The following is a 22,151-nucleotide window of genomic DNA, read 5'->3' on the forward strand; positions in this document are numbered from 1 at the left end:
CGAGGCAGTTGATGGCCCAGCTTTCCATTCTCGATCTCGTCCGGGTGCGGGAGGGGTTCGGCCCCCGCCAGGCCCTGGACAATGCCCGCGACCTCGCCGCCCATGCGGAAGACTGGGGCTATCGCCGCTTCTGGGTGGCCGAGCATCACAACATGCAGGGCATCGCCAGCGCCGCTACGGCGGTGGTCATCGCCCATATCGCGGCGGGGACCGAGCGCATCCGGGTGGGCGCGGGGGGCATCATGCTGCCCAACCATGCGCCCCTCGTCATCGCCGAGCAGTTCGGCACGCTGGCCCATCTCTTCCCCGGGCGCATCGACCTCGGCCTCGGCCGCGCGCCCGGCACCGACCAGATGACCATGCGGGCGCTGCGCCGCTCGCTGACCAATTCCGACAATTTCCCCCAGGACGTTCAGGAGCTGGAGGCCTATCTCGGCCCCGCCCAGCCGGGCCAGACGCTGTTTGCCGTGCCGGCGACGGGCACTGAGGTGCCGCTCTGGATTCTCGGATCGAGCACCTATGGGGCGCAGCTCGCGGCGGCGCTCGGCCTGCCCTACGCCTTCGCCTCCCACTTCGCCCCGGCCGACCTGCTGCCGGCGCTGGAAATCTACCGCGCGCGCTTCAAGCCCTCGGACGTGCTCGCGAAGCCCTATGCCATGGCCGCGCTCAACGTGATCGCCGCGGAGACGGACGCCGAGGCCCGCCGCCTCGCCACCACCCAGCAGATGTCGGTGGCCGACATCTTCCGCGGCGCGCGGGGCCTCTCGAAACCGCCCATCGACGACATCGAGGACTACTGGACCCCCATGGAGAAGGCGCAAGCGCAGCGCTTCCTCGCCCGCTCGGTCATCGGCGGGCCCGAGCGCGTGCGCGACGGCATCGCCGCCTTCGTGCGCGAGACGGGGGTGGACGAGGTGATGATCGTCTCTGACGTGTTCGACCACGACAAGCGCCTCGCCTCCTACCGCATGATCGCGGAGGTGGCGGGGGAAGCGGCCGCGCCGGAGGCGGTGGCGGCGGTGTGAGCCCCGCACCGCGCAGCCAGAGCCGTCATCGTCCCGCTGGGCGGGGCGGCGACGGTCCGTGCTCCACCCCTGCCGTAAAGTAAAGCTCCAGCCGCGGCAAAGGCGCGCGATCTCTGGACTGGGGCGGCAAAATCGCTACCTTCGCGCCGCCGCCGGGCCGGCATCCGCTACCCGGCAACCACCATTCCGAACCGAACCCCGCGAGAGGCCGGCAAGCGACCTCTCTCCGCGGCAGCGCTTTCCGCGCGGTTCGCCCGTTGATCGCCGAAGGACGTCGCGCCCCGTGACCCAAAACGCCCCCCAGCTTTCCCTGTCCCGCGACAAGATCAAGGTGCTGCTCCTCGAAGGCGTCAACGACAGCGCCGTCGAGATGATGACCAATGCCGGCTACACCAACCTGACCCGCCTGCCCAAGGCGCTGGACGGGGAGGCGCTGAAGGAGGCGCTGAAGGGCGTCTATCTGCTCGGCATCCGCTCGCGCACCCAGATCACCGCCGACGTGCTGGAGGCGGCCGACCGCCTCATCGCCATCGGCTGCTTCAGCGTCGGCACCAACCAGGTGGACATCGACGCCACCCGCATCGCCGGCATCCCGGTGTTCAACGCCCCCTTCTCCAACACGCGCAGCGTGGCGGAGCTGGTGATCGGCGAGATCGTGATGCTGCTGCGCCGCATCCCCAACCGCTCCGCCGCCGCCCATGAGGGCCTTTGGGACAAGTCGGCCACCGACAGCCACGAGGTGCGCGGCAAGACGCTCGGCATCATCGGCTACGGCAACATCGGCTCGCAGCTCTCCAACCTCGCCGAGGCGATGGGCATGCGGGTGATCTATTACGACCACACTGACAAGCTCCGTCACGGCAACACCGAGCCGGTGGCGACCATGACCGAGGTGCTCTCCCAGAGCGACGTGGTGAGCCTGCACGTGCCCGAGACGCCCGCCACCGCCGGGATGATCGGCCGCGCCGAGATCGCCGCCATGAAGAAGGGCGCCTATCTCATCAACAACAGCCGCGGCACGGTGGTGGACCTCGACGCCCTCGCCGACGCGCTGAAGGAAGGCCGCCTGCGCGGCGCGGCGGTGGACGTGTTCCCGGTGGAGCCCAGCGCCAACGGCCAGAAGTTCGTCTCCCCGCTGCAGGGCCTGCCCAACGTCATCCTGACCCCGCACATCGGCGGCTCCACCGAGGAGGCGCAGGAGCGCATTGGCGCCGAGGTGGCGCGCAAGCTGCTCGACTATTCGGACACCGGCTCCACCATGGGCGCGGTGAACTTCCCGCAGGTGCAGCTGCCGGCGCGCCCCACCGGCACGCGCTTCATCCAGGTTCAGCGCAACCTGCCGGGCATGCTCGGCCGCCTCAACGAGGTGCTGGCCCGCCACGCGGTTAACATCGCCGCGCAGTATTACGAGACCAACGCCGACATCGGCTATGTGGTGCTCGACGCGGACGCCTCGGCCGTGGACAGCCAGGCCATCCTCGCCGACATCCGCGCGCTGGAAGGCACCATCCGCGCCCGCCTGCTCTACGAATACAAGGCCTGAGCGCTCCGAAGAGGAGCGCTCGCCTCACGCGTGCGAATACATGCGCCGGCCCGGCACCGGCAGATCGGCGCAAAGGATGGTGCCGGTCTTCGATTCGGTGATGAAGAGCGTGCGGTTGTCCGGGCCGCCGAAGGCGCAATTGGTGGTCAGATGTCCCTCCGGCGACTTGATGCGCAGCATCGGCTCGCCGAGGGCGCTGAACAGCCATACCGAGCCAAGGCCCATGTGGCAGACGACGAGGTTGTCCTCCTCGTCGATGGCGAGGCCGTCCGGCCCGCCGCCGCCTGAAAGCTGGATGAAGGTGCCCACCTTGCTCGCCGTGCCGTCGCGCATCAGCGGCACGCGCCAGATGGCATTGGCCCGCGTCACGGCGAGGAAGAGCACCGTCTCGGCCTTGTTGAGCACGAGGCCGTTGGGGCTCGGGATGCCCTTCAGCACGCAGTCCAGCCGCCCGTCGGCGGTGAGGCGATAGAGGCAGCCGGAGGGATCGTGCCAGCCGGTCTGGCCCTGGTCGGTGAAATAGAGGTCGCCGTTCGACGCGAAGACCAGATCGTTCACGCCCTTGAAGCGCTGGAGCATGGCCCGCTCCAGATAGGGCTCCACCCGCCCGGTGGCGGGATCGAACACCATGATGCCGTGCCGGTGGTCGGTGATGAAGCCGCGGCCGTCCTTGTGGAACTTCAGCCCGTTGGGCTCGCCGTCATACTCCGCCTCGACGCTGATCGCGCCCTGCGGCGTCACCTTGATGAGGCGGCCCCACGGGATGTCCACGACCCACAGATTGCCTTCGCGATCAAAGGAGGGGCCTTCGAGGAAGGTGGTCAGCGGCACCCCGCCGAACTGCACCTCGTTCCACTCGGAGCGGCGGCCCTCGACCCTGAGGGCGTCGGGCATGACCACGAACGGGCGGGCGATGACGGCGGGGGGGGCGGCATACATGGGCTTCCTCCTCGGGCTTCCTCCTCGCGCTCCCGGCGGGCGGCCGCACGCTTGAGCTTTACCTTTTTCTACACGCCCGGCGCGTCTGGGGGTAGCCGCGTGCGCCGACGGGCCGGAAGGGCTGTCAAGCCCGGCCAAAGGCCCCTTGCCAGCGGACGGGTTTGCCTGCGTTCATGCGGCCACGCTTGGCCGGATCAACGGCGCAGCATCATTCGGGGGAGCACGCATGGACGTCAGGCACTCGGGATCGGGCTTCTCTCACCCCCTCGGGCGGCGCAGCCTCGGGCGGATGGCGCTGGGCCTCGCCGCCGCGCTCGCCGTCTCGGCCCCCGTCCACGCCGCTGAAAACCTCGACACTTATCTCGAAGGCGTCCGCGCCAAATACGGCCTGCCGGCGCTGGCGGCCGCCGTCACCCGCTCGGGCGAGATCGTCGCCTCGGGGGCGGTGGGCAAGCGCGCCATCGGCCTCGACATCCCGGTAACGGTGGAAGACCGCTTCCACCTCGGCTCCGACACCAAGGCCTTCACCGCCACCGTGGCCGGGACGCTGGTGGAAGAGGGCAAGATCAAGTGGACCAGCACCCTCGGCGAGGTGCTGGGCGGCAAGGTGAAGGACATGAACCCGAAGCTCGCGGCGGTGACGCTGGAGCAGCTTCTGTCCCACACCAGCGGCATCCCCTCCGACAACGAGGAGATCATCGGCATCTATTTCAATCCGGTGGGCTTCGAGAAAACCACCACAGCCCTGCGCCTCGACGCGCTGGAGCGCTGGAAAAAGAACGCGCCGGAGGTGCCGAAGACCGGCTCGCCGTTCCAGTATTCCAACCTCGGATACACCTTCGCCGGCGCCATGCTGGAGGAGGTCTCCGGCAAGCCGTGGGAACGCCTCGTTGAGGAGCGCATCTATGCGCCACTCGGCCTGAAGAGCGCCGGCTTCGGCCCGCAGGCCACCTTCGGCAAGTATGACGCCCCCATCGGCCACATGCTGGACGACAAGGGCAAGCCCACGCCCATGGCCTGGGGTCCCTCGGCCGACATTCCGCCCGTGATCGGCCCGGCCGGCATCGCCCACATGTCGGTGCTGGATTTCGCCCGCTGGGGCGACTGGAACGCGGGCCAGGGCAAGCGAGGCCCGCACATCGTCTCGCCGGAGACGCTGGCCGTGATCCACAAGCCCCACGTCACCACCCCGCCCTTCAAGGACCCGCCCCCCGGCACGCCGTCCTCGGGCGACTACGCCTTCGGCTGGGGCGTGGTGAAGCTGGACTGGACCAAGACGCCGGTGCTCACCCACAACGGCTCCAACAGCATGAACTTCGCCAAGATCCTGGTGGAGCCGGCGACCGACATGTCGGTCGAGGCGGTCACCAACTATCCCGGCCAGGTCGCCGAGGCGGCCACCACCGAAGTGCTGAAGCATCTCTACGGGCAGTTCGCGCCCAAGTAAGGGGAAGGGGTTGCCTTCTCCCCTTGCGGGAGAAGGTGGCGCGCGGAGCAATGTCGATCGAAGGCCCGGCGCAAGGCTCCCGCGCAGCCGTCATCGCCCGGCTTGTCCGGGCGATCCACGGCGGGGCCGGGTCAATCCTCCGGACAGTGCTCCAGCGGCCCGGTGGATCGCCCGGACAAGCCGGGCGATGACAATTGGATAAGAGGGCGCTGCATGCGTCCGGGACACTCGGACGCCGCCCCCTACCTCCCCCGCCCCTTGATCTCCATCAACGCTCTTCAGCCGGCTAAGGCCCATGTTTTCGCGTGGCTTTTCAGCCGCGGATGGCGCGCGCCTCGGCGCCGAAGGAGCACAGAATGGCCAGCACCGACGACCTTACGCCCGTGGCCGGCACCGAGGCCATTCCCGCCGAGATGGAGCGCTCGCTGGCCGAGGAGCGCCAGCTGGCGGCGCAGGAGGCGGAACTGTCAGCGGTCACCGCGCTGGCCGCGACCCTCGATGAGACCCGGCCCGCCGCAGCGGCGGGCGTGGACGAGGTGAAGGCCGGCATCGCCGCCATCCTCGCCGGTGCTTCTCCCGACGATGCTGTGCGGCTGCGCAAGTCGCTGGGTCTGCCCAAGCCCGCCGGCCAGCCGCGCGTCACCAGCGACGAGCTTTCCGACGACTGGCGCACCGGCGGCTACCCCTTCAAATACAAGATGCTGCGTCGGGACTACGAGCAGCAGAAGTTCATCCTCCAGACCGAGCTTCTCAAGCTCCAGTCGTGGGTGAAGGACTCCCGCCAGCGCGTCATCATCCTGTTCGAGGGGCGCGACGCGGCCGGCAAGGGCGGCGCCATCAAACGCTTCATGGAGCACCTCAATCCCCGCGGCGCACGGGTGGTGGCGCTGGAGAAGCCCAGCGAGGTGGAGCGCGGGCAGTGGTATTTCCAGCGCTATGTGGAGCACCTGCCCACCACAGGCGAGATCGTGATGTTCGACCGCAGCTGGTACAACCGCGCCGGCGTCGAGCGGGTGATGGGCTTCTGTACCGATGACGAATACCGCGAGTTCCTGCGCCAGGCGCCGGAGTTCGAGCGCAACCTCGTGCGCAGCGGCATCCACCTCATCAAGTTCTGGTTCTCGGTGAGCCGGGAGGAGCAGCGCCGCCGCTTCAAGGAGCGCAAGGTGCATCCGCTGAAGCAGTGGAAGCTCTCGCCCGTGGACCTTGCCTCGCTCGACAAGTGGGACGATTACACCCGCGCCAAGGAAGCCATGTTCTTCCACACGGATACGGCGGATTCCCCCTGGACGGTCATCAAGTCCGACGACAAGAAGCGCGCCCGCATCAACGCCATGCGCTACGTGCTGCATTCCCTGCCCTACAAGGACAAGGACCAGAAGCGCATCGGCCCGCTGGAGACGCTGCTGGTGGGCCGCGCCAACACGGTTCACGAGCGCGGTGAATATGTGATGGGCGGGCGGTAGGCCCGCCGCAGCGTCACCCCCGGGCGAGGGAACGCGCGGCCGCGCCGGGCGCGTCCCGGCCTGCTTTGGGCGGTGGCGGAATGACTTGTCTCGCCCGCGCCAACGACGCTATGTCCTGTTGTGGCGATGTATTTGTTCGCGCCACCACAAAGGCGGGCAGCCTGAGGCATGGATAACACCACGCGTTCCGAACGCACGAAGGCCGCCGTCATCGAGGCCGCGCTTGCCATCATCGCCCGCGACGGCGCCGGCCGCCTCACGCTCGATGCCATCGCCAAGGAAAGCGGCGTCAGCAAGGGCGGCCTGCTGCACCAGTTTCCCAACAAGCGCGCGGTGCTGGTGGCCCTGCTGGAGTATCAGGCGGACTATTACGGGGCGTTCGCGCAGACCTTCCTGGCGGAGCACGGCGCCTCCTTCGCCGAGCCGACCCTCGCCGCGCAGATCGCCGTGTTCCGGGAGATCGTGAAGGGCTCGAACTCCATCGCCTTCGCCATCCTCGGGGTGGCCGCGCAGGAACCGGCCTTCATGAGCCCGGTGCGCGAGCGCGACGAGGCGACCGTCGCCACCGTCCTCAAGGAGGCGAAGGACCCGCAGCGCTCCCTCGCCCGCCTGTTCTCCGCCCGCGGCCTTGCACTGTCGGCCATGCTGGGCACCTGCCCGCTGAGCGACGCCGAACGCGACCAGATGTTCGAGTACCTTCTGGACGATCGCAACTGGATCTCGGAGGCGGCCTCGCCGGCGGTCGCCGAGAAGTCCCGGCGCTCGCGTCGCAGCCCTTCCTGACCCGCGCGGACGCGCCTCCGGCATCGTCGTCAAGCCGCGATGCCATCCCAGAACACCGGCGAAATACACCACGATACCGGCCTGAAAATTTTTCCGGACTGAAACCGTCCAGACGGTTTGTTCTCAGCCCAATCTGAGCTAGGCTGCACGGGTGATCGCAGCTTGTCGCTGGAGCCGCTGACCGGGATCGGACCTTGGACCGATGCGGGCGCCTCCTGAGCGTCAAAGCTGCCACCCCTCCGCCGGCATGGCCGCAACCATGGCCGGCGGGGACCAGAACTGCGGGCGGCATTGCCGCCCCCTTGCGCCGCCCGCAGCTCTCCCCCTTCCCCTGCATTGAGGCGCAATCAGTCGCCCGCCTTTCCTCGACCCCCGCCCGTTTGCGGGGTGGCCGATGCCTGCGCGTTGCCTGGTGAAGGAATGAGGCGGGATGCCGCAAAATGACCCCAAAAAAACCGTCTAGACGGTTTGTTTTTTAAGCGGAGCTGATCTAGGCTTTCCTCAGGTCGAACACGCCATCCCGCGAGGGGGCGCAGCCTCAGCAAGGTCCTCCGATGCCACCCCGAACAGCCCTGCGACTTGTTCCCGCCCTCACGCCCCTCCTCGCCGCCTTCCTCGGCGGCTGCTCCTCCGACGAGCCCCTCGCCTATGCCGACGTGGCCTCCTCGGGCCAACTCGCGCCCAATGTCGACCCCACCGGCCGGACCCCCTACCGCTATTCCACCGAGGTCAATTGGCGCGACTACGACAAGGTCATCCTCGACCCCGTCACCGTCTATTCCGGCCGCGACCAGCAGTTCGGCGAGATGCCCCAGGCCGATCGCGAGGCGCTCGCCCGCCAGATGCAGCAGCAATTCGCCCAGCGCCTCGCCAAGCGCTTCACCGTGGTCCAGCAGGCCGGGCCGAAGACGCTCCGGGTGAAGCTCACCCTCACCGGCGCCACCGCCAACACCCCAGGCCTTGCCACCCTCTCGCGCTTCGACGTGGCCGGCGCCGTGGTCAACAGCGTGCAGACGCTGCGGGATGGCGAAGGCACCTTCACCGGCTCGGTGCGCTATGTGGTCGAGATCCATGACGCGAAGACCGGCCGCCTGCTGTCGGCCTTCGTCTCCAAGCAATATCCCAAGCCCTACGACATCCCCGCCGGCATCGGCCCGCTCGACGCCGCCAAGGCCGGCATCGATCGCGGCGCGGACGAATTGGTCGCCCAGCTGAAGTGATCTCCTGACGTGAACCGGCGGCGCGCACACCGGTGCGCCGCCATCCTTCTCCACCGCCCCCACGCCGCAACCTGGGCCGGTGGGGACAAGGCTGCGGGCGGCTTGGCCGCCCCCTTGCGCCGCCCGCAGCCGCCCTTTCGCGACAGCCGTCTGTCGCCGTCGTCCGACCCGCCCCTTCGTAGGGCGCGGTCCCCTTCTCCGCCGTGCTCCCACCGCAACCGAAGCCGGCGGGGACAAGGCTGCGGGCGGCCATTGCCGCCCCTTGCGCCGCCCGCAGCCTCCCCCTTTCCACGCGATGCCCGAACCGCGAGGTTTTCCGATGAACTCTTCCGCCAACCTGCCTGCCCTGCAGCCAACAGACATCCTGCCGCCCCGCGCCGGCGCCTCGGCCGCCACGCGGCGCCTGCGCCTCGCCGGCGTCTCGCCCACCGCGATCAACGACGCGCTCGCCCTGTCGGAGGCCGCGCAGGACGCGGCGGCGCAGGTGCGGAGCCGGCGGACCCTCGCCTTCCTGCTCTGCCTCATTGTGGCCGGTCTGATCTCCACCGGCAGCAGCTCCCTGCCCCGGCCGCTGATGGTGGCGGAAGCCTTGACCCCCGCCGGCGCGGCGACCACGCCCGAAGGACAGGCCGCAGGCACACCCACGGCGGAGGCCGCCCCGGATGCGCCTCTTTCCGTCGAGGTCCAGCCCGCCGCGCCCCAGCCTGCTCCGGCAGACACCAGCGGCGGCCCGGTCCCGACGCGACCCGCAGCGGCCGCGGCGGTCGCCGACCTGCCGGCGGGGACGGCCGGCACGCCGTCCCCCTCCCCCGCGCCGCCGTTGAACGCGGCCCGCCCCCCTGCCCCGGACGCCGCCGCGCCCAGGACCGCATCGGGTCCGAAGGACGCGACGCCGGCCGCGACGTCCGCAGCGCATCCCCGTCCGGCCCCGATGCCGCCCAAGGTCGCCCGCGCGGATCGCTGCGCCGCGGGTTGCGCGCCTCCGTCGCCCCGCCTCGCCGAGGTGCACGCCCCCGCGGTCACCCCGGTCGCCGCCCGTCCCGCGCCTTATGTTCCGCCGCCCCCCGTGGATGGCCCGGCCCTGGAAGGTCCGACAGCCCAAGGTCCGACCGTGGTGGATGTCGCCCTGTTCCCCGTCACGGCCAGCGCCGCGCTGGTGGGCAACGCCCAAGCCAGCGTCGGTGCCGCCGTGGACGTGGGACGCGGCGCCGTGGAAACCCTCGCCCGCGTCCTGCGCTGAGCGGCCTCCACGCAGACGGCTCGCGTTTTGTCGGAATGTGGAGTAGAAATAAGATATCCACATCTAACGGATGCGGAATAGGGCGGCACGCCGGTGCCGCCCGTGCGTCGCGTTGGGACCGAAGAGCGAAGACAAGATGAGCCTGACCCATCTCCAGCGCCTCGAGGCGGAGAGCATCCACATCATGCGCGAGGTCGTCGCCGAGGCCGAGCGCCCGGTGATGCTCTATTCGGTGGGCAAGGATTCAGCGGTGATGCTGCATCTCGCCAAGAAGGCCTTCTTCCCCTCCCCGCCGCCCTTCCCGCTGCTCCACGTGGACACCACCTGGAAGTTCCGCGCCATGTACGAGCTGCGCGATGAGGCCGCGCGCGAGGCCGGCATGGACCTCCTCGTCCACCAGAATCCGGAAGCGCTGGAAAAGGGCATCAACCCCTTCGACCACGGCCCGCTCCACACCGACATGTGGAAGACGGAGGGCCTGAAGCAGGCGCTGGACAAATGGGGCTTCGACGCGGCCTTCGGCGGCGCCCGCCGCGACGAGGAGAAGAGCCGCGCCAAGGAGCGCGTCTTCTCCTTCCGCTCGCAGAACCACCGCTGGGACCCGAAGAACCAGCGGCCGGAACTCTGGCACCTCTACAACGCCCGCAAGAACAAGGGGGAGAGCATGCGCGTCTTCCCCATCTCCAACTGGACCGAGCTGGACATCTGGCAATACATCCACTTGGAGGGCATCCGCATCGTGCCGCTCTATTTCGCCGCCCCGCGCCCCACGGTGGAGCGCGACGGCCTGATCCTGATGGTGGATGACGACCGCTTCCCCCTGCGCCCCGGCGAGGAGCCGCAGATGCGCTCGGTGCGCTTCCGCACGCTCGGCTGCTATCCGCTCACCGGCGCGGTGGAGAGCACGGCGGACACCCTGCCGCAGGTGATCCAGGAAATGCTGCTCACCACCACGTCCGAGCGCCAGGGCCGCGCCATCGACAAGGACGCCGGCGGCGCCGGCATGGAGAAGAAGAAGCAGGAGGGGTATTTCTGATGAGCGCGCCCCTCGATCCCGTCTACAAGACCGACGCCCTCATCGCCGAGGACATCGACAGATATCTCGATGTCCACCAGCACAAGACCATGCTGCGCTTCATCACCTGCGGCAGCGTGGACGACGGCAAGTCCACCCTCATCGGGCGGCTGCTCTACGATTCCAAGATGATCTTCGAGGATCAGCTCGCCGCGCTCGAGGCGGACTCGAAGAAGGTCGGAACGCAGGGGCAGGAGCTGGATTTCGCGCTCCTCGTGGACGGCCTCGCCGCCGAGCGCGAGCAGGGCATCACCATCGACGTCGCCTACCGCTTCTTCGCCACCGAGAAGCGCAAGTTCATCGTGGCCGACACCCCCGGCCACGAGCAATACACCCGCAACATGGTGACCGGCGCCTCCACCGCCGACCTCGCGGTGATCCTCGTGGATGCGCGCAAGGGCGTGCTCACCCAGACGCGGCGCCATTCCTACCTCGCCCACCTCATCGGCATCCGCAACATCGTGCTGGCCGTGAACAAGATGGATCTCGTGGGCTACAACCGCGAGGTGTTCGACAAGATCGTCGCGGACTACCGCGCCTTCGCCAGCTCCATCGGCATCGCCGATTTCGTGGCCCTGCCCATCTCCGGCTTCAAGGGCGACAACATCACCACCCCCTCGCCCAACACGCCGTGGCATGCCGGCCCGACGCTGATGGCGCATCTGGAGAGCGTGGAGATCGACACCGCCCACGACGCCGCCAAGCCGTTCCGCATGGCGGTGCAGTGGGTGAACCGGCCCAATCTCGATTTCCGCGGCTTCTCCGGCCTCATCTCCTCCGGCACGGTGAAGCCGGGCGATGCCATCCGCGTGCTGCCCTCGGGCAAGACCAGCACGGTGTCGCGCATCGTGACGCTGGACGGCGACCTGAAGGACGCCGTGGCGGGCCAGTCCGTCACCTTGTGCCTTGCCGACGAGATCGATTGCTCCCGCGGCGACGTGATCGCGGCGGCGGAGGCCCCGGTGCAGGCGGCCGACCAGTTCGAGGCGATCATCGTGTGGATGGACGAGCAGCCCATGCTGCCGGGCCGCCCCTACTGGCTGAAGCTCGGCACCCAGACGGTCTCCGCCACCGTGACCGAGCCGAAGTACCAGGTGAACGTCAACAACATGGACCATCTGGCGGCGAAGACGCTGGAGCTGAACGCCATCGGCTCCTGCAACATCGCCACCGACCGGCGCATCCCGTTCGAGCCCTATGGGGAGAACCGGGAGCTGGGCGGCTTCATCCTCATCGACAAGATGACGAACGCCACCGTCGGCGCGGGCATGATCCACTTCGCCCTGCGCCGGGCGGAGAACGTCCACTGGCAGGCCACCGACATCTCCCGCGAGCACCATGCGGCCCTGAAGAACCAGAAGCCGGCAGTGGTCTGGCTCACGGGTCTTTCGGGGGCGGGCAAGTCCACCATCGCCAATCTGGTGGAGAAGAAGCTCGCCCGGATGAACCGGCACACCTTCCTGCTCGACGGTGACAATGTGCGCCACGGCCTCAACAAGGACCTCGGCTTCACCGCCGCCGACCGGGTGGAGAACATCCGCCGCGTGGGCGAGGTGGCGAAGCTGATGACCGATGCCGGCCTCATCGTCATCACCGCCTTCATCAGCCCGTTCCGTGCCGAGCGCGACATGGTGCGCGGCATGATGCAGCCGGGCGAGTTCTTCGAGGTGTTCATCGACACGCCTCTGGCCGAAGCCGAGCGGCGCGACGTGAAGGGCCTCTACAAGAAGGCCCGCGCGGGCCAGTTGAAGAACTTCACCGGCATCGACAGCCCATATGAAGCCCCCGCCGCCCCCGAGCTGCGCGTGGACACCACCGCCATGGATGCCGAGCAGGCCGCCGAGGCCATCGTGCGGATGCTGGTGCCGTAAGACCTGTTCCCCGGACAAGCGACACCGCAGGTGGAGCGCCGATCCGGGGTCCAGGGGAAAGGTCGGCGAAGCCGGCGACAGCTTCGCAGACCCTGGAATAGAGCCGCCTTCGGCGAGGTATTGCGCTGGGCCACGGCTCTCCTTCCACTGCGCTGCGCTCCGTTCCAGTCGGCCGAGGCACGAGACCCCTCATCCGTCTCGCGTCTGCGCCGCGATCCACTTTCTCCCGCAAGGGGAGAAGGGGCGACCGACGCGCCTGTCCGCGCGGCCGCATATCCACCCAGCAGCCCCCCGCCCCTTTCGCACCGCAGCAGGATGCATTAAGCCCCCCCGGGAAAGCGCAACTCTCCCCAAGCCCCGGGTGCCCCTGTCCCATGATCCGCCTCGACAACATCAGCAAGCAGAACGGCCGGCAGCTCGTCTTCATCGAGGCCTCCGCCGCGCTGCTGAAGGGGGAGAAGGTGGGCCTTGTCGGCCCGAATGGCGCCGGCAAGACCACCCTGTTCCGCATGATGACCGGGCAGGAGACGCCGGACGAGGGGCAGGTGTCCGCCGATCGCGGCATCACCATCGGCTATTTCAGCCAGGACGTGGGCGAGATGTCCGGCCGCTCGGCCCTCGCCGAGGTGATGGACGGCGCAGGCCCGGTCAGCACCGTCGCGGCGGAACTGAAGGAGATCGAGGCGGCCCTCGGCGATCCCGACCGCATGGACGAGATGGACGCCCTGGTCGAGCGCTACGGCGAGGTGCAGGGGCGCTTCGAGGAATTGGGCGGCTATGCGCTGGAAGGCCGCGCGGCGGAGGTCCTCGCCGGCCTCGGCTTCTCGCAGGAGATGATGGACGGCGATGTCGGCAAGCTCTCCGGCGGCTGGAAGATGCGCGTGGCCCTCGCCCGCATCCTCCTCATGCGCCCGGACGTGATGCTGCTGGACGAGCCCTCCAACCATCTCGACATCGAGAGCCTGATCTGGCTGGAGAGCTTCCTCAAGGGCTTCGACGGCGCGCTGATGATGACGTCGCACGACCGCGCCTTCATGAACCGCATCGTCAACAAGATCGTCGAGATCGACGCCGGCAGCCTCAACACCTATTCCGGCGACTACGAGTTCTACGCCGGCCAGCGGGCGATGAACGAGAAGCAGCAGCAGGCGCAATACGAGCGCCAGCAGGCCATGCTGGCCAAGGAAATCGCCTTCATCGAGCGCTTCAAGGCCCGCGCCTCCCACGCCGCGCAGGTGCAGAGCCGGGTGAAGAAGCTGGAGAAGATCGACCGTGTGGAGCCGCCCCGCCGGCGCGAGGCGGTGGCCTTCGAGTTCGCTCCCGCGCCCCGCTCCGGCGAGGACGTGGCGAGCCTCAAGGGCGTCCACAAAAGCTATGGCAGCAAGGTCATCTATGAGGGGCTGGACTTCCACATCCGCCGCCGCGAGCGCTGGTGCGTGATGGGCGTCAACGGCGCCGGCAAGTCCACGCTGCTCAAGCTCATCGCCGGCTCCACGGCGCCGGACGACGGCACGGTGAATGTCGGCGCCAGCGTGAAGATGGGCTATTTCGCCCAGCACGCGATGGACCTGCTGGAAGGCGAGCGCACCGTGTTCGAGACGCTGGAAGACGCCTTCCCGCAGGCCGGACAGGGCGCGCTCAGGACGCTCGCCGGCTGCTTCGGCTTCTCCGGCGACGACGCGGAAAAGCGCTGCCGCGTGCTCTCGGGCGGCGAGAAGGCGCGGCTCGTGATGGCCAAGATGCTGTTCGATCCGCCGAACTTCCTCGTGCTGGACGAGCCCACCAACCATCTCGACATGGCCACCAAGGAGATGCTGGTGGCCGCGCTCGCCGATTACGAGGGGACGATGCTGTTCGTCTCCCATGACCGGCATTTTCTGGCCGCGCTCTCCAACCGCGTGCTCGAGCTGACGCAGGACGGAATCCACCAGTACAACGGCGGCTACACGGAATACGTCGCCCGCACGGGGCAGGAAGCGCCGGGCCTGCGGAACTGAGGGGTACCACTCCCCTCTTCCCTCACGAGCCGAGCTCGGCAACAACCGAGTTCGACCGGGAGAGGGGCCGGGGGTGAGGGGTCGGTCCTGACCCCCTCGCCACGACCGACCAAAAGGCACCACACCCCTCATCCGTCTCGCGTCTCCGCCGCGATCCATCTTCTCCATCAAGGGCAGAAGGGAACTGTCCCTCAGCCCGGCAGCCGCTCCCCCACCAGATGCGCCGCCGCCGAGCCGGCCGCATAGAACGCCGCCTGCGCGGCGCGCCAGCGGGGGACGGCAACCTCCCGCTCCGGCAGCGGCACGTCTTCCGCGCGCGTCCGCCCCAGCACCACATCCGCCAGCAGCCGGCCGAACACCGTGCCCGGGCCGATGCCGCGGCCGTTGTAGCCGCTGAGGGAGACGACGTTGCGGGCGAGGCGTCGGAAGCGGGGCAGGGCGTCGTCCGTCATGCCGATGGTGCCGAACCAGCCGGCCTCGAACGGCGCCGGCGGCAGCTCCGGGAACAGCCGCGCCAGCGCGCGCCGGGCATAGGCTTCATGCACGCCCGCCTCCACGGTGAGCGCACCGATGCTGCCGAACACCAGCCGCCCGGCCGCGTCATAGCGCAAGGACGTGAGCACCTGCCGTGTGTCCCAGATGCCCTGCCGGTCGGGGAGGATGCGCCCGCGCAGGGCGTCCGGCACCGGCGGGGTGGCGAAGTTGAAATAGGGCAGCGGCACCTGCTCGCGGGCGAGGCGCTCCCACGGCCCGAAGCTGTAGGCGTCGGTCGCGACGATGATCCAGTCCGCCGCCAGCGTGCCGCCGTCCGTCCGCAGCACCCAGCCGCCGGCCGTCTCCTCCGCCGCCCGCACGGGGCTTGCCGTGTGGATGACCGCTCCGGCGGCCAGCGCCGCGCGGGCGAGGCCGCGGGCATAGGCGAGGGGCTGGATGGTGCCGGCGCGTTCGTCCAGCAGCGCGCCGCGATAGGTGCCGCCGCCGATGGCCGCGCGGGCCGCGTCCGCATCGAGCAGGCGCACCGGGGCGCCGCGCGCCTGCCACTGGGCGGCGCGGGCCGCGATCTCGGCCTGCCCGGCGCGACCCACGGCGCAATGGAGCGTGCCGTTCGGCGTCGCCTCGCAGGCGATGGCGTGGCGGGCGACGAGGGCGAACACCTCCGCCGGCGCCCCGCCGAGGAGCGCGAGCAGACCCTCCCCCTTCTCGGTGCCGAGGGTGGCCACGATGTCGTCGGGCATCACCCAGAGCCCGGCATTGACGAGGCCCACGTTGCGCCCCGCCCCGCCGGAGCCGATGCCGGCCGCCTCCAGCACCGTCACCCGCGCCCCTGCCTCGGCCAGCCGGAGGGCGGCGGAAAGGCCGGTATAGCCGGCGCCCACCACGGCGACATCGGTGCGCGCGGTACCGGCGAGCGGCGCGGTTTCGGGCGGCGGCGGGGCGGTCATCGCCCACAGGCCATGGCTTTTCGGATCGATGCCGGGGGCGGGAGGCAGCTGCATGTCCTCTTTCTACAATATCGCCCGGCCGCAGGCATGACCTTGCGTCCGGCGGACGGCAACGAAGAATTAACCATCGCAGCGTCACGATGGATCGGGGTTCCTTCAGATGGATCGGACCTCCGCCGCCAGTGCGTACCTCCCTCCCGCAAGGAGAACACGGCGCCGGCCTAGTTGCCATTCAACCGGCATGGCGCATGGTCTTTGGACGCACTTTTGTGTTTCCTGGGCTCCTTTGATATGAGGGGCGCCCAGTTGAGGTTATTCGGAGCTGCGTGATGGCTAATCCGCGCGTCTATGTTTACCAGTTCGCCTCCGGCTCCCAGTGGGCGGCCGGTGACAGCGTGGAGGCGTACCTGCGCCGTCTTCTGGATGTGGACTTCACCCAGTCGCTTCGCGCCGACCGCCTCGCGGCCGTGACCGCCTTCCTCGACGAAGCCTTCCAGCTGGCCTACACCATCGGCTGGAGCGGCACCGCGCGGGAGATCCCGCAGATGTTCTCCCTGCCCGGCATGCCGGCCGAAGAGGCCGTCCACATGATCGCCTGGGAGCAGGAAGACGGCGTGGCCTTCATCGCCTCGCCCTATCCGCTGCCGTGGCTCGACGCCAAGGCGTCCCGCACCACCGATTCCGACCGCGCCGTTCCGGTGGAGGCGTCCGCCGCCCCCGTCGCCCGCCCGGCGCAGGCGCAGCCGCTGGAAGTGGTCTCGGCCCAGGCCGAGGAAGCGGTGGAAGCCGCCCTCGACCCGTTCTCCGAATATGTGCGCCGCGAGGAGGCCGCCCGCCTCTCGCGCGAGCCCGCGCCCCTCGCCGAGGATCGCGACGCCGCCCGCCGCTTTTTCTGAGCGAACACGCCCCCGATCCGCGATGCGCGCCCCCCAAGGGCGCGCATCGTCGTTCCGGGGCCCCTCATCCAGTCTGGAACGATGCCAGGGAGCGCGTGCGCCTTGCTCCGGCCGCAACGCTTGGATAGATGAATCACGGTGTGGACCGCGGCGCGGCCTGTTCGACCTGGGCCGGCGCGGTTGACCTAAAGTGACGTGTTTCGTGGTGCGTGCGTATCGTGGTGGCGTTTCCCATCCTGATTGCCCCAAGGTGAAACCAGCGTCCGTCGCAGGGCCGCGCCAGATCGATGCGCGGCGCATCCGGCGTCGGGCATGTTCCAAGGCTGATCGGTCCGGTTCCATGCCGGATGCGGAGACCTGAATTTGCGGTCGTTTCTCGCCGGCGTCCTCGCTCTGCCCGTGGCGCTCCTCCTCATGCTCAGTGCGCTCACCGGCAGCGCGCGGGCGATGGAGGCGATTGCGCTGCGGCTCGATGCCAAGGTGGTGGACCTGCTGCCCGCCGTCGAGCGCCAGACCACCGAGGACGGCCGCTTCCAGATTTCCACCGCGCCCGATGCCGAGGGCGTCGTGCGCCGCATCGAGGTGCCGACCTCCGACGGGCGCAGCCATGGCGAGTGGATCGCCTTCGCCCTCACCAACAACACCGACGAGCAGGTGGACCGCCTCATCGTCGCGCCGCACTACCGCATGTCGGGCTCCGGCCTGTTCTGGCCCGACCTCGGCAACCGACGCATCCTCTCGCTGACGCCGAGCCAGGGCTTCAAGCCGGAACGGCAGTCGGCGCCGGATGCGGACGTCTTCCTCATCACCCTCGACCCCGGCTCCACGGTCACGTTCGTGGCCGAACTCGGCTCCCCCACGCTGCCGCAGCTCTATCTGTGGGAGCCGGACGCCTACAAGGACCGGGTGAACGCCTTCACCCTCTACCACGGCATCGTCATCGGCATCGCCGGCCTGCTCGCCCTGTTCCTCACCATCCTGTTCGTGGTGAAGGGCTCGGTGATGTTCCCGGCCGCCGCGGCGCTGGCCTGGGCGGTGCTCGGCTATATCGGCCTCGACTTCGCCTTCTGGTCCAAGGTGTTCGGCCTCTCCCCCATCGCCGAGCAGTTCTGGCGGGCGGCGGGCGAGGCGATCCTGACCGCGACGCTCCTCGTCTTCCTGTTCGCCTATCTCAACCTCAACCGCTGGCATGTGCGCTATGTCCACGTCGCCGCCGGCTGGCTGGTCTTCCTCGCCGCCCTGGTGGTGGTGGCGCTGCTCGATGCGCCGGTGGCGGCGGGCATCGCCCGCCTCTCGCTGCTCGCCGTTGCGGTGGCCGGCTTCGGCGTGGTGATCTGGCTGTCGCAGCACGGCTTCGACCGCGCGGTGCTCATCATCCCCACCTGGTCGCTGCTGGTGGTGTGGGTGATGATGGCGGGCCTCACCGTGGCCGGCTTCGTCACCAACGATCTCGCCGCCCCGGCGCTGTCGGGCGGCCTCGTGCTCATCGTCATGCTCATCGGCTTCACGGTGATGCAGCACGCCTTCGCCGGAATCGGCGGCATTCAGGGCTCGACCTCCGAGCTGGAGCGCCGCGCGCTGGCGCTGGCAGGCTCCGGCCTGATCGTGTGGGACTGGGATGTGGACACCGACCGCATCTACACCTCCCCCGAGGCCGAGGAGGCGCTGGGCCTGAAGCGCCATTCGCTGGAGACCGAGGCCGCCGGCTGGCTGGAGGTGCTGCACCCCGCCGACCGCGACCGCTTCCGCGCCACGCTCGACGGCATCATCGACCAGCGCCGCGGCCGCATCGACCAGGATTTCCGCCTGCGCGCCATCGACGGCCACTATCTCACCTTCAACCTCAAGGCCCGCCCGGTGGTGGGCGCGGACGGCGAAGTGGTGCGCTGCATCGGCACCCTCACCGACGTGACCGGCGAGCGCATCGCCGCCGAGCGCCTGCTGCACGACGCGGTGCGCGACAACCTCACCGGCCTGCCCAACCGCGAACTGTTCCTCGACCGCCTGCACCAGGCCCTTGTCGCTGCCCGCCTCGACGACAAGGTGAAGCCGACGGTGATGGTCATCGACCTCGACCGCTTCAAGCAGCTCAACGTGCAGGTCGGCATGGCGGTGGCGGATTCGATCCTCCTCACCGTCGCCCGCCGCATGACGCGGCTTCTGAAGCCGCAGGATACGCTCGCCCGCATCTCCGGCGACCAGTTCGGCATCATCCTCATGTCCGAGCGCGACGCCGAGCGCATCACCACCTTCGCCGACACGCTCCGCCGCTCGCTGCGCGCGCCCATCGCCTTCGCCGACCGGGAGGTGTTCGTCACCGCCTCCATCGGCCTCGTCCTGTCCGGCCCGGACCAGGTGAAGCGCGACGAGGTGCTCAAAGACGCCGAGCTGGCGATGTATTACGCCAAGCGCATCGGCGGCGACCGCATCGAGGTGTTCCGCCCGGCCATGCGCCAGCAGAAGATCGACCGCGTGGTGCTGGAGCAGGAGCTGCGCGAGGCGCTGGAGAAGGAGCAGATCTCGGTCCGCTACCAGCCCATCGTGCGCCTCGGCGACCGGGCCATCGGCGGCTTCGAGGCCTATATGCGCTGGAACCACCCGCGCCTCGGCGAGCTGGCCGCCTCCGAATTCATCCTGCTGGCCGAGGAGACAGGGCTCATCCTCGACCTCGGGCTGTTCGTGCTCGACCGCGCGGCGCGCCAGCTTGGCCAGTGGCAGCGCCTGCTGCGCGTGGACCCGCCGCTGTTCATGCACGTCAACGTCTCGTCCCGCCAGTTGCTGCGGCACGACCTGATCCAGGACCTGAAATCCGTGCTCGCCCGCAACACGGTGGCGCCCGGCTCGCTGAAGCTGGAAGTCACCGAGGGTCTGGTGATGGAAAACCCGGAATATGCCGCCGTGGTGCTGGGCCGCATGCGCGAGCTGGGCGCGGGCCTGTGCCTCGACGATTTCGGCACCGGCTACTCCTCCCTCGCCTATCTCCAGCGCTTCCCCTTCGACAGCGTGAAGATCGACCCGCGCTTCGTGCGCTCGGTGGCCAAGGGGCCGTCCCGTGCCGCCCGCCCGGTGATCGTCGGCGCCATGATCGACCTTGCCCACGACCTTGGCATGGACGTGATGGCCGAGGGGCTGGAGAAGGAGGCGGAAGCCTCCGAGATGACCCGCTTCGGCTGCGAATACGGTCAGGGCGTGGTGTTCGGCGAGCCGCTCACCGCCGAGGAATGCCGCCACCTCATCGAGCCGGCGCCGGTGGAGACCCGCAAGAAGAAGACCGGCGCGGCGGCCGAATAGGCCCGCTCAGGCCCCCGTATCGGACAGGTCCGGCTTTGTCGTGCCCGGTTTCGCCCGCAGGCGGTCCCGTTTCGCGGGCGCCTGTGCCCCCTTGGCGCCGCGCGGCCAGCGGGCCGGCCAGTTGACGATGTGGTCCACCAGCTCGAACAGGCCGAACGCGCTCTCCAGCCCCGCCACCCGGCCCTTCACCGAGATGCCGGCGCTGACCACCGTTTCCGGCGTGCCCGAGACCAAAGGATGCCAGAACGGCAGATCCTTGCCCTCGCGCACCAGCCGGTAGGCGCAGGTGGGCGGCAGCCAGCCGATGCTCTCCACCGCTTCGGGGGTGAGGCGCACACAGTCAGCCACGATGTCCGAGCGGTTGGGATAATCGCTGCAGCGGCAGGAGCCGGCGTCGAACAGGCGGCAGGCGACGTCGGTATAGGCGATCGCGCCCGTGTCCTCGTCCTCGAGCTTCACGAGGCAGCAGCGGCCGCAGCCGTCGCAGAGGCTCTCCCACTCCTCCACCGTCATGGTGGCGAGGGTCTTGGTCCGCCAGAACGGCGCGGGCGCGGCGTCGGCGGCGGGCTGCTCGGGCCGGGATCTGGCGGGGGGCGACATGCCGCCCCTTTAGCACAGGGACGGCGGCAAGTCCCTCACTCGCGAAGGAGCGCTCACTCGCGAAGGGGCGCTCACTCGCCGCCGTAGGACAGCACCATCTGGTAGACGACGGGCTTCGCCGCCCGCATGTCCTTGTTGTCGGAGCGGAACTCCCGGTCGCCGTCCACATCGCCCTCATAGGAGCCGGGCGGCTCGAACCGCAGTTGCAGCCGGCAGCCAGCGGTCTTGGCGAGACGGCCTCCGTCCCAGTCCAGCACCGAGCCGCCATAGTCCCAGCCGAAGCCGGAGAGGGTGAAGGGCTTGCCGTTCGCCGCCTCCACCTCGGCCAGCGTCGCGCCGACGCCGATGCCCTCGGCCGTGCGCCAGGGGCCGGGGTCGTGGACGATCACGTCGCCCGGCCGCCGCCGCTTCTTGTCGTCGAGCCAGATGATCTCCACCCGGCGCGACTTGTCCTCGGGAAACAGGACGGTGGCCTTCACCATCTCGCCCTCGGCGGCGGGCACGCTGCGGAACACCACGTTGGCGCGCCCGAACGTGCGGATCAGCGCCGCCTCGTCGGTGTCAGGAGCGAACGGCCCGGTGCAGGCGAAGGGCGGCAGCGGGTCCGCAGCCGGGGCGAGCGACGGCAGCAAGGCGATGGCGAACGGAACAACGGCGATCAGCCGGCGGAGCATGTGGCGCGTCCCTTCAGCGTGCGGGTCTTTTCCTTGCCGTCCGCATCCACCGTGGTGAGGGTGAGCACATAGCGGCCGGCGAAACTCTCGGCGTCCTTGTCCTTCGCCCGGGTCTCGATCACCAACTCGGCGGCGCCGGCCTTGGGGTCGGGAAGCTCGCGATAGAGGTGAAGGCGCACCTCGCTGGCGTGGAACCAGTGGTGGACCAGCGCCTCGCCATCCAGCTCCAGCTTGGATGCGGGTCCGGCCTTGGCGGCCGGCTTCAGCTCCAGCACGGCGCGGAAATTGTTGAAGCTGCCGCCCATGCCGTGGGAGAAGGCCGTCTGCGCATCGAAGGCCACCGCCGCATCGTCGATGCTGCAATCCAGCGTGCCAGTGGCATGGGCCGCAGCGGAGCCGAGCACGAGCACCAGTATTTGCGCCTGCGCCAGCACCGCCAGCGCGCGACGACCGCCCCGCCCGCGCGGTGCGCACGACGTGTCCCTTGAACATCCCATCATGGCGCGCCCCCGGGCATGTGCCGCAGGGGCAGACTAAGCCATGGGCCGAGCGGCCTGCAACGCGAGCGGAGCCGGACCGCGCAGGATCAGCGCTTGCCGCCGGCCGTGTAGCGATCGGCCCAGGCGAGGGCCAGCGCGAAGC

At 69.3% G+C, this 22,151-nt stretch carries 17 protein-coding genes; 12 read left to right on the top strand and 5 right to left on the bottom strand.

Annotation, left to right across the window (positions count from 1 at the left end):
- Positions 1-11: 11 nt before the first annotated feature.
- Positions 12-1,025: an LLM class flavin-dependent oxidoreductase gene (locus ACT535_RS18160; protein ID WP_476365513.1), complete on the top strand. Its 1,014-nt coding sequence runs from the start codon at positions 12-14 to the stop codon at positions 1,023-1,025.
- 283 nt (positions 1,026-1,308) lie between these two features.
- On the top strand, positions 1,309-2,568 hold the full coding sequence (serA, locus tag ACT535_RS18165) for a phosphoglycerate dehydrogenase (RefSeq protein WP_476365514.1): 1,260 nt from the start codon (positions 1,309-1,311) through the stop codon (positions 2,566-2,568).
- 24 nt (positions 2,569-2,592) lie between these two features.
- On the opposite strand, the gene ACT535_RS18170 is transcribed toward serA, so the two are convergent.
- Entirely contained in the window at positions 2,593-3,507 is a 915-nt protein-coding gene (locus tag ACT535_RS18170; protein WP_476365515.1) for an SMP-30/gluconolactonase/LRE family protein, read from the bottom strand.
- Between the two features lie 226 nt (positions 3,508-3,733).
- Between ACT535_RS18170 and ACT535_RS18175 the strand changes: the two genes are divergently transcribed.
- The 8 genes from ACT535_RS18175 to ACT535_RS18210 all read left to right on the top strand — a co-directional run bounded on the left by ACT535_RS18175 (position 3,734) and on the right by ACT535_RS18210 (position 14,606).
- Entirely contained in the window at positions 3,734-4,954 is a 1,221-nt protein-coding gene (locus ACT535_RS18175) for a serine hydrolase domain-containing protein (protein WP_476365516.1), read from the top strand.
- 356 nt (positions 4,955-5,310) lie between these two features.
- Positions 5,311-6,420, top strand: coding sequence for a polyphosphate kinase 2 (gene ppk2, locus ACT535_RS18180; protein WP_476365517.1), 1,110 nt, complete (start codon positions 5,311-5,313; stop codon positions 6,418-6,420).
- Between the two features lie 168 nt (positions 6,421-6,588).
- Positions 6,589-7,203 carry a TetR/AcrR family transcriptional regulator gene (locus ACT535_RS18185; protein WP_476365518.1) on the top strand — a complete coding sequence of 205 codons (615 nt, stop codon included), beginning with the start codon at positions 6,589-6,591 and terminating at the stop codon, positions 7,201-7,203.
- A 554-nt stretch (positions 7,204-7,757) separates the two neighbouring features.
- Positions 7,758-8,423, top strand: a complete 666-nt coding sequence (locus tag ACT535_RS18190) for a DUF3313 domain-containing protein (RefSeq protein ID WP_476365519.1) — start codon at positions 7,758-7,760, stop codon at positions 8,421-8,423.
- Positions 8,424-8,742: 319 nt separating this feature from the next.
- Positions 8,743-9,663 (top strand): hypothetical protein, encoded by a 921-nt coding sequence (locus ACT535_RS18195; protein ID WP_476365520.1) that lies wholly within the window; start codon positions 8,743-8,745, stop codon positions 9,661-9,663.
- 70 nt (positions 9,664-9,733) lie between these two features.
- The gene (cysD, locus tag ACT535_RS18200) at positions 9,734-10,699 is read left to right on the top strand and encodes a sulfate adenylyltransferase subunit CysD (RefSeq protein WP_476365521.1); all 966 of its coding nucleotides are present in this window, start codon (positions 9,734-9,736) and stop codon (positions 10,697-10,699) included.
- A complete protein-coding gene (gene cysN / locus ACT535_RS18205; protein ID WP_476365522.1) occupies positions 10,699-12,609 on the top strand; it encodes a sulfate adenylyltransferase subunit CysN in 1,911 nt (636 codons plus the stop codon). Before cysD ends, cysN begins: the two co-directional genes overlap by 1 nt.
- A 374-nt stretch (positions 12,610-12,983) precedes the next feature.
- Positions 12,984-14,606 (top strand): ABC-F family ATP-binding cassette domain-containing protein, encoded by a 1,623-nt coding sequence (locus ACT535_RS18210; RefSeq protein ID WP_168457604.1) that lies wholly within the window; start codon positions 12,984-12,986, stop codon positions 14,604-14,606.
- Between the two features lie 191 nt (positions 14,607-14,797).
- Here ACT535_RS18210 and ACT535_RS18215 read toward each other — a convergent pair whose 3' ends face one another.
- Positions 14,798-16,102 carry an NAD(P)/FAD-dependent oxidoreductase gene (locus tag ACT535_RS18215; RefSeq protein ID WP_476365523.1) on the bottom strand — a complete coding sequence of 435 codons (1,305 nt, stop codon included), beginning with the start codon at positions 16,100-16,102 and terminating at the stop codon, positions 14,798-14,800.
- A gap of 275 nt (positions 16,103-16,377) precedes the next feature.
- Between ACT535_RS18215 and ACT535_RS18220 the strand changes: the two genes are divergently transcribed.
- Together ACT535_RS18220 and ACT535_RS18225 are read left to right on the top strand one after the other, a co-directional pair.
- Positions 16,378-16,944, top strand: coding sequence for a hypothetical protein (locus ACT535_RS18220; protein WP_168457602.1), 567 nt, complete (start codon positions 16,378-16,380; stop codon positions 16,942-16,944).
- 414 nt (positions 16,945-17,358) lie between these two features.
- Complete coding sequence (locus tag ACT535_RS18225; protein WP_476365751.1) at positions 17,359-20,235, top strand: EAL domain-containing protein; 2,877 nt, start codon at positions 17,359-17,361, stop codon at positions 20,233-20,235.
- 6 nt (positions 20,236-20,241) lie between these two features.
- Here the strand turns inward: ACT535_RS18225 and ACT535_RS18230 are convergent, their stop codons facing one another.
- The 3 genes from ACT535_RS18230 to ACT535_RS18240 form a co-directional block, all read right to left on the bottom strand.
- Complete coding sequence (locus tag ACT535_RS18230; RefSeq protein ID WP_476365524.1) at positions 20,242-20,835, bottom strand: YcgN family cysteine cluster protein; 594 nt, start codon at positions 20,833-20,835, stop codon at positions 20,242-20,244.
- A 71-nt stretch (positions 20,836-20,906) separates the two neighbouring features.
- The gene (locus ACT535_RS18235) at positions 20,907-21,509 is read right to left on the bottom strand and encodes a hypothetical protein (RefSeq protein WP_168457599.1); all 603 of its coding nucleotides are present in this window, start codon (positions 21,507-21,509) and stop codon (positions 20,907-20,909) included.
- A complete protein-coding gene (locus ACT535_RS18240; protein ID WP_168457598.1) occupies positions 21,494-22,009 on the bottom strand; it encodes a hypothetical protein in 516 nt (171 codons plus the stop codon). Before ACT535_RS18240 ends, ACT535_RS18235 begins: the two co-directional genes overlap by 16 nt.
- Positions 22,010-22,151: the final 142 nt, after the last annotated feature.

It is taken from the genome of Xanthobacter sp. DMC12 (genome assembly GCF_056314105.1).